Annotated in this window: 7 protein-coding genes, 1 tRNA gene and 3 rRNA genes; 9 read left to right on the top strand and 2 right to left on the bottom strand. The window is 52.9% G+C overall.

Features of this window, described 5'->3' with window-relative positions:
* The first annotated feature begins 88 nt into the window (after nt 1-88).
* The 9 genes from rluD to SOM40_RS17410 all read left to right on the top strand — a co-directional run bounded on the left by rluD (nt 89) and on the right by SOM40_RS17410 (nt 12,003).
* Nucleotides 89-1,069: a 23S rRNA pseudouridine(1911/1915/1917) synthase RluD gene (rluD, locus tag SOM40_RS17450; protein ID WP_106995040.1), complete on the top strand. Its 981-nt coding sequence runs from the start codon at nt 89-91 to the stop codon at nt 1,067-1,069.
* Nucleotides 1,066-1,797: a purine nucleoside phosphorylase YfiH gene (yfiH, locus tag SOM40_RS17445; RefSeq protein ID WP_320530424.1), complete on the top strand. Its 732-nt coding sequence runs from the start codon at nt 1,066-1,068 to the stop codon at nt 1,795-1,797. The genes rluD and yfiH overlap by 4 nt, the downstream gene beginning before the upstream one ends.
* Nucleotides 1,798-1,926: 129 nt before the next feature.
* On the top strand, nt 1,927-4,500 hold the full coding sequence (clpB, locus tag SOM40_RS17440; RefSeq protein WP_320530423.1) for an ATP-dependent chaperone ClpB: 2,574 nt from the start codon (nt 1,927-1,929) through the stop codon (nt 4,498-4,500).
* Between the two features lie 433 nt (nt 4,501-4,933).
* Nucleotides 4,934-6,473, top strand: a 16S ribosomal RNA gene (locus SOM40_RS17435).
* A gap of 87 nt (nt 6,474-6,560) precedes the next feature.
* Nucleotides 6,561-6,635, top strand: a tRNA-Glu gene (locus tag SOM40_RS17430).
* 219 nt (nt 6,636-6,854) lie between these two features.
* A 23S ribosomal RNA gene (locus SOM40_RS17425) occupies nt 6,855-9,760 on the top strand.
* A gap of 96 nt (nt 9,761-9,856) precedes the next feature.
* Nucleotides 9,857-9,972: ribosomal RNA gene (rrf, locus tag SOM40_RS17420) — 5S ribosomal RNA — on the top strand.
* The 16S, 23S and 5S rRNA genes sit together here with 1 tRNA gene alongside, the layout of an rRNA operon.
* 115 nt (nt 9,973-10,087) lie before the next feature.
* On the top strand, nt 10,088-10,543 hold the full coding sequence (locus SOM40_RS17415; protein ID WP_320530412.1) for a DUF4385 domain-containing protein: 456 nt from the start codon (nt 10,088-10,090) through the stop codon (nt 10,541-10,543).
* Between the two features lie 152 nt (nt 10,544-10,695).
* Nucleotides 10,696-12,003, top strand: coding sequence for an MFS transporter (locus SOM40_RS17410; protein WP_106994547.1), 1,308 nt, complete (start codon nt 10,696-10,698; stop codon nt 12,001-12,003).
* On the opposite strand, the gene SOM40_RS17405 is transcribed toward SOM40_RS17410, so the two are convergent.
* Both SOM40_RS17405 and pssA read right to left on the bottom strand, forming a co-directional pair.
* Complete coding sequence (locus SOM40_RS17405; protein ID WP_501050879.1) at nt 12,000-12,305, bottom strand: YfiM family lipoprotein; 306 nt, start codon at nt 12,303-12,305, stop codon at nt 12,000-12,002. The two genes, SOM40_RS17410 and SOM40_RS17405, sit on opposite strands and share 4 nt — an antisense overlap.
* A gap of 61 nt (nt 12,306-12,366) precedes the next feature.
* Nucleotides 12,367-13,722, bottom strand: coding sequence for a CDP-diacylglycerol--serine O-phosphatidyltransferase (gene pssA, locus SOM40_RS17400; RefSeq protein WP_261645259.1), 1,356 nt, complete (start codon nt 13,720-13,722; stop codon nt 12,367-12,369).
* Between the last annotated feature and the right edge of the window lie 14 nt (nt 13,723-13,736).

Below are 13,736 nucleotides of genomic sequence, written 5' to 3'. Positions count from 1 at the left end.
TTCCTGCTCCCGATTAAGACCAGCTACAATAGCACACTATATTAAACGGCAAAGCCGTAAAACCCAACGTTAAACGAAGAAGCAGTCTATGGCACAACGAGTAGAACTCACCGCAACAGTCTCCGAAAAACAACTCGGACAACGCTTAGATCAGGCTTTGGCCGAAATGTTCCCTGATTATTCGCGTTCACGCATAAAAGAATGGATTCTTGACCAGCGCGTGCTGGTAAACGGCAAGATCTGGGACAAGCCAAAAGAGAAAGTGTTGGGTGGGGAAGTGGTCGCCATCAATGCTGATATCGAAGAAGAAGTCCGTTTTGAGCCTCAGGATATCCCGCTGAACATCGTCTACGAAGATGACGACATTTTAGTGATCAACAAGCCGCGTGACTTTGTTGTCCACCCTGGCGCAGGCAACCCTGATGGCACAGTGCTGAATGCACTGCTGCACTATTATCCGCCGATCGCTGACGTACCCCGTGCGGGGATCGTTCACCGTCTGGATAAAGACACCACCGGCCTGATGGTCGTGGCCAAAACTATTCCAGCGCAAACGCGTCTGGTTGAGTCACTGCAGCTGCGTGAAATCACTCGTGAATACGAAGCGGTGGCAATCGGTCATATGACCTCCGGCGGTACTGTAGAGCAGCCTATCAGTCGCCATCCGACCAAGCGTACCCATATGTCGGTTCATCCGATGGGTAAACCGGCGGTCACGCACTATCGCATCATGGAGCATTTCCGTATCCATACACGTCTGCGTCTGCGTCTGGAAACCGGTCGTACTCACCAGATCCGCGTGCATATGTCGCACATCACCCATCCGCTGGTGGGCGATCAGCTGTACGGTGGCCGTCCGCGTCCGCCAAAAGGCGCGTCAGAGGAGTTTATCGCCATGTTGCGTAAATTTGACCGCCAGGCTCTGCATGCGACGATGCTGCGTCTCTATCATCCGATCACCGGTATCGAGATGGAGTGGCATGCGCCAATTCCACAGGATATGGTGGATCTTATCGACGCCATGCGCGCCGATTTTGAAGAGCATAAGGACGCAGTGGACTGGTTATGACCAAACTGATTGTCCCTGAGTGGCCGGCGCCAGCAGGCGTGGCGGCCTGCAGTTCCACCCGCATCGGGGGTGTCAGCGAGGGAGCCTGGGAGTCCTTAAACCTGGGCGCACACTGTGGTGACGATCTCAACCATGTAGAAGAGAATCGTAAGCGGTTGTTTGCTGCTGGCCAGTTACCCTCGAAACCGGTCTGGCTTGAGCAGGTTCATGGTACGGCTGTTCTCAGTCTTACCGGCGAACCCTATGCCTCGAAACGCGCCGATGCCTCTTACAGCAATACTCCGGGCACCGTCTGCGCCGTCATGACCGCCGACTGCCTGCCGGTGCTTTTCTGCAACCGTGCGGGTACCGAAGTGGCCGCGGCCCATGCCGGCTGGCGTGGACTCTGCGCCGGCGTGCTGGAAGAAACCGTAGCCTGCTTTGCGGATAGCGCGGATAACATCCTCGCCTGGCTCGGCCCGGCGATTGGTCCGCAGGCTTTTGAAGTAGGCCCGGAAGTTCGTGAGGCCTTTATGGCGCACGATGCGCAGGCAGAGAACGCTTTTCGCCCGCTAGGGGAGAAGTACATGGCGGATATTTATCAGCTTGCCCGTCAACGCCTGACCCATCTTGGCATCAACCAGATCTATGGCGGCGATCGCTGCACTTTCAGCGAAAAGGGTGATTTCTTCTCCTATCGTCGCGACAAGACGACAGGTCGTATGGCAAGTTTCATTTGGCTGATATAACCTATAGAATCAAGACGATCCGGTACGCGCCGTTTTCTTTTCGCATAATTCAGGTCATTCACCTTGAATAATTGAGGGATGACCTCATTTAATCTCCAGTAGCAATTTTGACCTGTTATGGGAGGAGTTATGCGTCTGGATCGTCTTACTAATAAATTCCAGCTTGCTCTCGCTGATGCCCAGTCACTCGCACTGGGGCACGACAACCAATTTATCGAACCTCTTCATCTCATGAGCGCCTTATTGAATCAGGAAGGGGGATCGGTTCGTCCTTTACTCACGTCTGCCGGCATTAATGCGGGCCAGTTACGTACAGCCATCGATCAGGCATTGAGCCGTCTACCTCAGGTAGAAGGCACGGGCGGGGATGTACAACCGTCCCAGGATCTGGTTCGCGTACTGAATCTTTGCGACAAACTGGCGCAGAAACGCGGCGACAACTTTATTTCGTCAGAGCTCTTTGTTCTGGCGGCGCTTGAATCACGTGGCACATTGACCGACCTGCTGAAAACGGCCGGCGCAACCACCGCTAACGTGACACAGGCGATAGCACAGATGCGTGGAGGTGAAAGCGTGAACGATCAGGGTGCCGAGGATCAGCGTCAGGCATTAAAGAAATATACGGTCGATCTGACTGAGCGCGCTGAGCAGGGCAAGCTTGACCCGGTCATTGGTCGTGACGAAGAGATCCGCCGTACCATTCAGGTTCTGCAGCGCCGGACCAAAAATAACCCGGTGCTGATCGGTGAGCCGGGTGTCGGTAAAACTGCCATCGTCGAAGGGTTAGCGCAGCGTATCGTGAATGGTGAAGTTCCTGAAGGCTTAAAAGGCCGTCGTGTACTGGCGCTGGATATGGGCGCGCTGGTGGCCGGGGCCAAATACCGCGGTGAGTTTGAAGAGCGCTTAAAAGGCGTGCTCAACGATCTGGCGAAACAGGAGGGCAACGTCATCCTGTTTATCGATGAACTGCACACCATGGTGGGTGCCGGTAAAGCGGACGGCGCCATGGATGCCGGGAACATGCTGAAACCGGCGCTGGCTCGTGGTGAGCTGCACTGCGTGGGTGCCACCACGCTGGATGAGTATCGTCAGTACATTGAAAAAGATGCCGCCCTGGAACGCCGCTTCCAGAAAGTGTTTGTGGCTGAACCGACAGTGGAAGATACCATCGCCATTCTGCGTGGCCTGAAAGAACGTTATGAGCTGCACCACCACGTGCAGATCACTGACCCGGCTATTGTGGCGGCAGCGACTTTGTCGCACCGCTATATCGCTGACCGGCAGCTGCCGGACAAAGCGATCGACCTTATCGATGAGGCCGCCTCCAGCATCCGGATGCAGATAGACTCAAAACCGGAAGAGCTGGACAGGCTCGATCGGCGAATCATTCAGCTCAAGCTTGAGCAGCAGGCGCTGAAGAAAGAGTCGGATGAGGCGAGTAAGAAGCGCCTGGATATGCTTAATGAAGAGCTGAGCGACAAAGAGCGCCAATATTCCGGCTTAGAGGAAGAGTGGAAAGCGGAAAAAGCGTCCCTTTCCGGTACTCAGACTATTAAAGCTGAGCTGGAGCAGGCGAAGATAGCCATCGAACAGGCGCGCCGCGTGGGCGATCTGGCCCAGATGTCTGAGCTGCAGTACGGTAAAATTCCGGAGCTGGAAAAACAGCTGGCAGCGGCAACCCAGCAGGAAGGCAAGACCATGCGTCTGTTACGTAATAAAGTGACGGAAGTAGAAATTGCCGACGTGCTGGCGCGCTGGACCGGGATCCCGGTTGCCAGAATGATGGAGAGCGAACGCGACAAGCTGCTGCGAATGGAAGAGGATCTCCATCATCGCGTTATTGGTCAGGATGAAGCGGTTGAAGCAGTATCGAATGCCATTCGTCGTAGCCGGGCAGGTTTGTCCGATCCTAATCGTCCAATTGGCTCCTTCCTGTTCCTCGGGCCAACCGGTGTCGGTAAGACGGAACTGTGTAAGGCGCTGGCGAACTTTATGTTCGATAGCGATGACGCGATGGTGCGTATCGACATGTCCGAGTTTATGGAAAAACATTCCGTGTCGCGTCTCGTGGGTGCGCCTCCGGGCTATGTCGGTTATGAAGAGGGCGGATATCTGACAGAAGCGGTTCGCCGTCGTCCATATTCCGTCATCCTGCTGGATGAAGTGGAAAAGGCACATCCGGATGTGTTTAACATCCTGCTGCAGGTGCTGGATGATGGGCGTCTGACGGACGGGCAGGGGAGAACGGTCGACTTCCGTAACACGGTTGTCATTATGACCTCGAACCTGGGTTCCGATCTGATTCAGGAACGTTTCGGCGAACTCGATTACGGTCACATGAAGGATCTGGTACTGGGAGTGGTTAGCCACAGCTTCCGTCCTGAGTTTATTAACCGTATCGACGAGGTGGTGGTCTTCCATCCGCTGGGTGAAAAACACATTGCGTCGATTGCCCATATTCAGCTGCAGCGTCTGTACAAACGTCTGGAAGAGCGTGGATATGAAATGCAGATTGCGGATGACGCGCTGCAGCTGCTGAGTGCGAATGGGTACGATCCGGTATACGGGGCTCGTCCTTTAAAACGCGCTATTCAGCAACAGATCGAAAACCCGCTGGCTCAGCAAATCCTCTCCGGGAAGCTGATCCCGGGCAAAACGATACAGCTGGTGAAAAAAGACGACCAGATTGTGGCAGTGCAGTAAGTCACAAAACGGCAAAAACGGGCTCTCAGGGGCTCGTTTTTGTTTGAAAACCAGGCAAGAATAGGTGTCTTGATGCAAAATTGCCTGGAAAGTGAGCGGTCAGACAATGATTTTCACTTTATACTTGCCACCCCAGAAGAATTGCCTATAATGCGCCTCCACTGACACGGAACAACGGCAAACAAGCCGCCGGGTCAGCAGAGAAAAGCGTGAAATTATCGCTTGACTCTGAAAGAGGAAAGCGTAATATACGCCACCTCGCAACGGTGAGCGAAAGCCGCGTTGCACTGCTCTTTAACAATTTATCAGACAATCTGTGTGGGCACTCAAAGTGACATGGATTCTTAACGTCGCAAGACGAAAAATGAATACCAAAGTCTCTGAGTGAACATACGTAATTCATTACGAAGTTTAATTCACGAGCATCAAACTTAAATTGAAGAGTTTGATCATGGCTCAGATTGAACGCTGGCGGCAGGCCTAACACATGCAAGTCGAACGGTAGCACAGAGAGCTTGCTCTCGGGTGACGAGTGGCGGACGGGTGAGTAATGTCTGGGAAACTGCCTGATGGAGGGGGATAACTACTGGAAACGGTAGCTAATACCGCATAACGTCGCAAGACCAAAGAGGGGGACCTTCGGGCCTCTTGCCATCAGATGTGCCCAGATGGGATTAGCTAGTAGGTGGGGTAATGGCTCACCTAGGCGACGATCCCTAGCTGGTCTGAGAGGATGACCAGCCACACTGGAACTGAGACACGGTCCAGACTCCTACGGGAGGCAGCAGTGGGGAATATTGCACAATGGGCGCAAGCCTGATGCAGCCATGCCGCGTGTATGAAGAAGGCCTTCGGGTTGTAAAGTACTTTCAGCGAGGAGGAAGGTGTTGAGGTTAATAACCTCAGCAATTGACGTTACTCGCAGAAGAAGCACCGGCTAACTCCGTGCCAGCAGCCGCGGTAATACGGAGGGTGCAAGCGTTAATCGGAATTACTGGGCGTAAAGCGCACGCAGGCGGTCTGTCAAGTCGGATGTGAAATCCCCGGGCTCAACCTGGGAACTGCATTCGAAACTGGCAGGCTAGAGTCTTGTAGAGGGGGGTAGAATTCCAGGTGTAGCGGTGAAATGCGTAGAGATCTGGAGGAATACCGGTGGCGAAGGCGGCCCCCTGGACAAAGACTGACGCTCAGGTGCGAAAGCGTGGGGAGCAAACAGGATTAGATACCCTGGTAGTCCACGCCGTAAACGATGTCGACTTGGAGGTTGTTCCCTTGAGGAGTGGCTTCCGGAGCTAACGCGTTAAGTCGACCGCCTGGGGAGTACGGCCGCAAGGTTAAAACTCAAATGAATTGACGGGGGCCCGCACAAGCGGTGGAGCATGTGGTTTAATTCGATGCAACGCGAAGAACCTTACCTACTCTTGACATCCAGAGAACTTAGCAGAGATGCTTTGGTGCCTTCGGGAACTCTGAGACAGGTGCTGCATGGCTGTCGTCAGCTCGTGTTGTGAAATGTTGGGTTAAGTCCCGCAACGAGCGCAACCCTTATCCTTTGTTGCCAGCGGTTAGGCCGGGAACTCAAAGGAGACTGCCAGTGATAAACTGGAGGAAGGTGGGGATGACGTCAAGTCATCATGGCCCTTACGAGTAGGGCTACACACGTGCTACAATGGCGCATACAAAGAGAAGCGACCTCGCGAGAGCAAGCGGACCTCATAAAGTGCGTCGTAGTCCGGATTGGAGTCTGCAACTCGACTCCATGAAGTCGGAATCGCTAGTAATCGTAGATCAGAATGCTACGGTGAATACGTTCCCGGGCCTTGTACACACCGCCCGTCACACCATGGGAGTGGGTTGCAAAAGAAGTAGGTAGCTTAACCTTCGGGAGGGCGCTTACCACTTTGTGATTCATGACTGGGGTGAAGTCGTAACAAGGTAACCGTAGGGGAACCTGCGGTTGGATCACCTCCTTACCTTAAAGAACCTGCCTTTGCAGTGTCCACACAGATTGTCTGATGAAAAGTAACGAGCAAGACGGCTGCGAAGTCGCGACACATCGTGTCCCCTTCGTCTAGCGGTTAGGACTCCGCCCTTTCACGGCGGCAACAGGGGTTCGAATCCCCTAGGGGACGCCACTTGCTGGGTGTGAGTGAAAGGCACAACCAATCAGTATCTCAAAACTGACTGTTAAGTCATGTTTGAGATATTTGCTCTTTAAAAATCTGGATCAAGCTGAAAATTGAAACGACACACTGTGTCTGCTCTCCGTAATAAGAGCAGATGGTAAGTGTGTTCGAGTCTCTCAAATTTTCGCAAAACGATGATGAATCGAAAGAAACATCTTCGGGTTGTGAGGTTAAGCGACTAAGCGTACACGGTGGATGCCTAGGCAGTCAGAGGCGATGAAGGACGTGCTAATCTGCGATAAGCGTCGGTAAGGTGATATGAACCGTTATAACCGACGATTTCCGAATGGGGAAACCCAGTGCAATCCGTTGCACTATCGTTAAGTGAATACATAGCTTAACGAAGCGAACCAGGGGAACTGAAACATCTAAGTACCCTGAGGAAAAGAAATCAACCGAGATTCCCCCAGTAGCGGCGAGCGAACGGGGAGCAGCCCAGAGTCTGAATCAGCATGTGTGTCAGTGGAAGCGTCTGGAAAGTCGCAGGGTACAGGGTGATACTCCCGTACACGAAGATACATGTGCTGTGAACTCGAAGAGTAGGGCGGGACACGTGGTATCCTGTCTGAATATGGGGGGACCATCCTCCAAGGCTAAATACTCCTGACTGACCGATAGTGAACCAGTACCGTGAGGGAAAGGCGAAAAGAACCCCGGCGAGGGGAGTGAAAAAGAACCTGAAACCGTGTACGTACAAGCAGTGGGAGCACCCTTGTGGTGTGACTGCGTACCTTTTGTATAATGGGTCAGCGACTTATATTCTGTAGCAAGGTTAACCGTATAGGGGAGCCGAAGGGAAACCGAGTCTTAACTGGGCGTTAAGTTGCAGGGTATAGACCCGAAACCCGGTGATCTAGCCATGGGCAGGTTGAAGGTTGGGTAACACTAACTGGAGGACCGAACCGACTAATGTTGAAAAATTAGCGGATGACTTGTGGCTGGGGGTGAAAGGCCAATCAAACCGGGAGATAGCTGGTTCTCCCCGAAAGCTATTTAGGTAGCGCCTCGTGAATTCATCTCCGGGGGTAGAGCACTGTTTCGGCTAGGGGGCCATCCCGGCTTACCAACCCGATGCAAACTGCGAATACCGGAGAATGTTATCACGGGAGACACACGGCGGGTGCTAACGTCCGTCGTGAAGAGGGAAACAACCCAGACCGCCAGCTAAGGTCCCAAAGTCATGGTTAAGTGGGAAACGATGTGGGAAGGCACAGACAGCCAGGATGTTGGCTTAGAAGCAGCCATCATTTAAAGAAAGCGTAATAGCTCACTGGTCGAGTCGGCCTGCGCGGAAGATGTAACGGGGCTAAACCATGCACCGAAGCTGCGGCAGCGACACTATGTGTTGTTGGGTAGGGGAGCGTTCTGTAAGCCGTCGAAGGTGGACTGTGAGGTCTGCTGGAGGTATCAGAAGTGCGAATGCTGACATAAGTAACGATAAAGCGGGTGAAAAACCCGCTCGCCGGAAGACCAAGGGTTCCTGTCCAACGTTAATCGGGGCAGGGTGAGTCGACCCCTAAGGCGAGGCCGAAAGGCGTAGTCGATGGGAAACAGGTTAATATTCCTGTACTCGGTGTTACTGCGAAGGGGGGACGGAGAAGGCTATGTTGGCCGGGCGACGGTTGTCCCGGTTTAAGCATGTAGGCGGAGGTTCCAGGTAAATCCGGAACCTTACTAACGCTGAGGTGTGATGACGAGGCACTACGGTGCTGAAGCAACAAATGCCCTGCTTCCAGGAAAAGCCTCTAAGCATCAGGTAACATCAAATCGTACCCCAAACCGACACAGGTGGTCAGGTAGAGAATACCAAGGCGCTTGAGAGAACTCGGGTGAAGGAACTAGGCAAAATGGTGCCGTAACTTCGGGAGAAGGCACGCTGATGGTAAGTGAAGCGACTTGCTCGTGGAGCTGAAATCAGTCGAAGATACCAGCTGGCTGCAACTGTTTATTAAAAACACAGCACTGTGCAAACACGAAAGTGGACGTATACGGTGTGACGCCTGCCCGGTGCCGGAAGGTTAATTGATGGGGTTAGCGGCAACGCGAAGCTCTTGATCGAAGCCCCGGTAAACGGCGGCCGTAACTATAACGGTCCTAAGGTAGCGAAATTCCTTGTCGGGTAAGTTCCGACCTGCACGAATGGCGTAATGATGGCCAGGCTGTCTCCACCCGAGACTCAGTGAAATTGAAATCGCTGTGAAGATGCAGTGTACCCGCGGCAAGACGGAAAGACCCCGTGAACCTTTACTATAGCTTGACACTGAACACTGGTCCTTGATGTGTAGGATAGGTGGGAGGCTTTGAAGCGTGGACGCCAGTCTGCGTGGAGCCAACCTTGAAATACCACCCTTTAATGGCTGGTGTTCTAACGTGGACCCGTAATCCGGGTTGCGGACAGTGTCTGGTGGGTAGTTTGACTGGGGCGGTCTCCTCCTAAAGAGTAACGGAGGAGCACGAAGGTTAGCTAATCCTGGTCGGACATCAGGAGGTTAGTGCAATGGCATAAGCTAGCTTGACTGCGAGAGTGACGGCTCGAGCAGGTGCGAAAGCAGGTCATAGTGATCCGGTGGTTCTGTATGGAAGGGCCATCGCTCAACGGATAAAAGGTACTCCGGGGATAACAGGCTGATACCGCCCAAGAGTTCATATCGACGGCGGTGTTTGGCACCTCGATGTCGGCTCATCACATCCTGGGGCTGAAGTAGGTCCCAAGGGTACGGCTGTTCGCCGTTTAAAGTGGTACGCGAGCTGGGTTTAGAACGTCGTGAGACAGTTCGGTCCCTATCTGCCGTGGGCGCTGGAGAATTGAGGGGGGCTGCTCCTAGTACGAGAGGACCGGAGTGGACGCATCACTGGTGTTCGGGTTGTCATGCCAATGGCACTGCCCGGTAGCTAAATGCGGAAAAGATAAGTGCTGAAAGCATCTAAGCACGAAACTTGCCCCGAGATGAGTTCTCCCTGACCCTTTAAGGGTCCTGAAGGAACGTTGAAGACGACGACGTTGATAGGTCGGGTGTGTAAGCGCAGCGATGCGTTGAGCTAACCGATACTAATGAACCGTGAGGCTTAACCTTACAACGCCGAAGCTGTTTCGGCGGACTTGAGAAGACGATTTTCAGCTGATTACAGATTACTCATCACGCCTGAGGCGGGGTGAACAACAGAATTTGCCTGGCGGCTGTAGCGCGGTGGTCCCACCTGACCCCATGCCGAACTCAGAAGTGAAACGCCGTAGCGCCGATGGTAGTGTGGGGTCTCCCCATGCGAGAGTAGGGAACTGCCAGGCATCAATTAAAGAAACCCCGTACCGGAAGGTGCGGGGTTTTTTGCATTTCCCGAACCGGGCAAATTTCACAATCTCTGGCTAAAATAACAAGATACGCATCATCAGCGAGGTTATTTTGCCGAACCCACCCTTTAACTATGAACAGGATTTCGCCAACACCAACTTTCGTGATCACCCTGAGCTTTACCAGGTGGGGCGGGGAGAGCAAGGTGTTCTGCTGGTTGAACCTTACAAAAGTGAAATCCTGCCTTACTGGCGATACAAGAATGCTGAGGTTGCGACAAAATCTGCGCAGGAGATTTACGCGTTATTTGAGCAATACCGCCAGCAAGACGATTTTGTTGGCATGGATATGGCCAGAAAATTTATTCAGATGGGTTATACCCGCGCCAGACGCTACGCCAACCATAAAGGCGGGAAAAAGTACGACGCTGAACGCAATGTTCGTCCGTTAGATCATGATCCTGTTAAAGCCGAAGCGGCAAAAGTTTTCAAAGGATGGTGGGATAAAATTCGCGCTGACGAAGATTATTTGCAAAGAAAACAAGCGCATCAAAAAAAATGGGGATGAAAATGGCTTCCCTGGCAGCCCCCATTTTATGATATGTCTCACAAAATTAAATGAAACATAATAGAAACAATTTTTTTACCTAACGTTAAATTTTAAATCTGGTTTTACTGGAATGGGTGCAATGGCCCGCAATGTAAGACAGGGGATTTAAAATGACAGAAACCGTAGCAAGTACAGATACGGATAGTAAAAAAGCAGCAGACGGCGACACTCGCCGCAGGATCTGGGCAATCGTCGGCGCATCTTCAGGCAATCTGGTTGAATGGTTCGACTTTTACGTTTACTCGTTTTGCTCACTCTACTTTGCCCATATCTTCTTCCCATCTGGCAATACCACGACCCAGCTGCTGCAAACGGCAGGCGTTTTCGCTGCTGGCTTTTTAATGCGTCCGATTGGCGGCTGGCTGTTTGGTCGTATCGCCGATCGTAAAGGGCGTAAAACGTCCATGCTGATCTCCGTCTGCATGATGTGTTTCGGCTCTTTAGTTATCGCCTGTTTGCCCGGCTATGACGCTATTGGCACATGGGCACCGGCCTTACTGTTACTGGCGCGATTGTTCCAAGGGCTTTCCGTCGGGGGAGAATATGGCACAAGCGCGACTTATATGAGTGAAGTCGCAGTGGAAGGGCGTAAAGGTTTTTATGCTTCTTTTCAGTATGTAACGCTGATTGGCGGTCAACTGTTGGCGCTCCTGGCCGTGGTGATCCTGCAGCAGGTGTTAAGTGATGAAGATCTCCGGGCATGGGGATGGCGTATTCCTTTTGCGCTCGGCGCAGTACTTGCCGTTGTGGCGTTATGGTTACGCCGTCAGCTGGAAGAAACGTCACGAAAAGAGGTAAGAGCGTTAAAAGAGGCGGGTTCGTTTAAAGGTTTATGGCGTAACCGGAAAGCATTTTTGATGGTGCTTGGCTTTACCGCAGGCGGCTCGCTCACCTTCTATACCTTCACGACCTATATGCAGAAGTATCTGGTTAATACCACGGGCATGCACGCTAACGTGGCGAGTATGGTCATGACGGGGGCGCTATTTGTCTTTATGCTCATTCAGCCTGTTATCGGCGCGCTATCGGATAAAATCGGCCGCCGGAATTCAATGCTGATCTTTGGCGGCTTGTCGGCGTTATGCACAGTACCTATTCTCACGGCGCTTCAGCATGTTTCTTCCCCTTATGCCGCGTTCGCCCTGGTAATGGTCGCGCTGATCATAGCCAGTTTTTACACCTCGATCAGCGGTATCCTTAAAGCAGAGATGTTCCCCGCTCAGGTGCGTGCCCTGGGAGTTGGGTTGTCTTATGCGGTGGCGAATGCGCTGTTTGGCGGTTCGGCGGAATATGTCGCGCTGTCACTGAAGTCGGTAGGCAGTGAAACGACCTTCTTCTGGTACGTCACGCTGATGGGCGCGCTGGCGTTTGTCGTCTCTTTAATGCTGCACCGAAAAGGGAAGGGGATCCGTCTTTAGTGCTCCGCCAGTTGCCACAGGCTATAGCCAGCAGTGGCCCCGGCGATATCCCAGGCAAAATCTTTCCAGCTCCAGCCGCTCCCCGCCGGGCGGCTGTCCCACAGCTCTTTCGATGCTCCCAGACTTACCGAAAACATCAGGCCGTACGCAGCGCTACGATCGTGGCTAACACCCTGGCGTTGGGCATATTCATTACCCGCGGCTGATAGCATCGCCGATGCTAAAAAGTGTTGCGCCTTATCCTGACCAGACCAGCTATCCTGAGCCATATGGCTGCAGCCGCACAGTACCAGGCAGCTCATTAACAGGAAATAACGCACAACGACCTCCATAAAAAAGCCCCGTCAATGACAGGGCTGAAGATTACAAGATGCGGCTGATTAAGCGATCGATTCGGATCCTGCGCAGACGGCGGATCAGCTTTCTGACCTTAACCGGATAATCAGCGATGCTTTGCAGATCGCGATAATGATTCACCACCGTGGTGTGGGTGCGGATCAGCTCCAGCTCACGCTCGCGTTGAGCGGCCAGTTCATGACGCGGGTCGTGGATCAGAATGGCATTCTCAAGATCCAGTCGCCATGCGCGCGGGTTGAGGTTATTCCCCGTCAGCAGCATCCACTCATCATCAACCCACATCCCTTTCAGGTGATAGCTGTTGTCTTCATCTTTCCAGAGACGTACCACCAGCTGATCGGTATTCACATAATACTGCAGGCGGCTCAGGAAGCGGCGCAGATTGATCTCATACAGATAAGGCAGGGCACCGATGATCTTAAACGGCTGATCTTCCGGAATGAAGAAATCGTTCGCGGTTTTATCGCCCACGATAATCTCTACCTTTTTGCCGTCGCGTAAGAGCTGAATGATATTACGCACCAGCACAGCCGGCAGGTTGAAGTATGGCGTACAGATGGTCAGCTTATGCTCGGTACACGGCATAAGATGGAAAATGGTCTTATTGAGCAGGCTGGATTTTCCCAGGCCTACCAGCGGAGTCACCGCAAGCTGTTCGTTGTCTGCATCACCCTGGAAATGGAACATGGCATCGCGCAGTTCCTGACGGAAAAGGCGAATGTCATTTTTGATCTCCGGACTTTTTGGACGATGGGGATCGTCAAGACGATTCACGCCGCGACCGTGCACCAGGTTCTGATCCACCCACCCGAACATGACGTCCGCCATACGGGCGTTACGCACCAGGTGATAGCGATCGTAACGGTATTTATCCAGCTGATGCAGATAGACGTCATTCAGGCTCGCGCCGCTGTACAGCACGCTGTCATCAATGATAAAGCCTTTGAAATGGAGTACACCGAGCGCTTCACGGGTGTTGACCGGGACACCATAAACCGCCACGTCTACGCCAGGGTTTTCCTGCGCCATGCGGCAATACCAGTCGGCATTGGTGTTAGATGCAGCCGCACCGATACGGCCGCGCTGGGCGCGATGCCAGTCAACCAGGATGCGTACATCCAGTTCAGGGCGCTGACGTTTGGCCTCGTATACCGCGCGTAAAATGGCGCTGCCGCCTTCATCCTGTTCAAGATAAAGCGCGATAATGCAAATACGATGCGTTGCGCTGGCAATTTTTTCCAGTAGCGTCTCCCGAAAATCGGCGGGAGCATAAAAGAACTCTACATCATCAACTGACTGAGAAAGCTTCGGTAGTTGAGCAAGGTGTTGTTGATGTTTATTACGCTTAAATTTGGACAACATCACAGTGCGTTTCT

The sequence above is a fragment of the Leclercia sp. CFBP8987 genome (assembly GCF_034044995.2).
Classification (GTDB): Bacteria; Pseudomonadota; Gammaproteobacteria; order Enterobacterales; family Enterobacteriaceae; genus Enterobacter; species Enterobacter tamurae.
Note: the sequence above shows the minus strand (reverse complement) of the source record. Positions and strands in the feature narration are given on the sequence as shown.

Bases quoted from the DNA above. Each gene is read 5' to 3' on its own strand.
- rluD (WP_106995040.1), top strand. From the start codon at position 89: ATGGCACAACGAGTAGAACTCACCGCAACAGTCTCCGAAAAACAACTC.
- yfiH (WP_320530424.1), top strand. From the start codon at position 1,066: ATGACCAAACTGATTGTCCCTGAGTGGCCGGCGCCAGCAGGCGTGGCG.
- clpB (WP_320530423.1), top strand. From the start codon at position 1,927: ATGCGTCTGGATCGTCTTACTAATAAATTCCAGCTTGCTCTCGCTGAT.
- SOM40_RS17410 (WP_106994547.1), top strand. From the start codon at position 10,696: ATGACAGAAACCGTAGCAAGTACAGATACGGATAGTAAAAAAGCAGCA.
- SOM40_RS17405 (WP_501050879.1), bottom strand. From the start codon at position 12,305: ATGAGCTGCCTGGTACTGTGCGGCTGCAGCCATATGGCTCAGGATAGC.
- pssA (WP_261645259.1), bottom strand. From the start codon at position 13,722: ATGTTGTCCAAATTTAAGCGTAATAAACATCAACAACACCTTGCTCAA.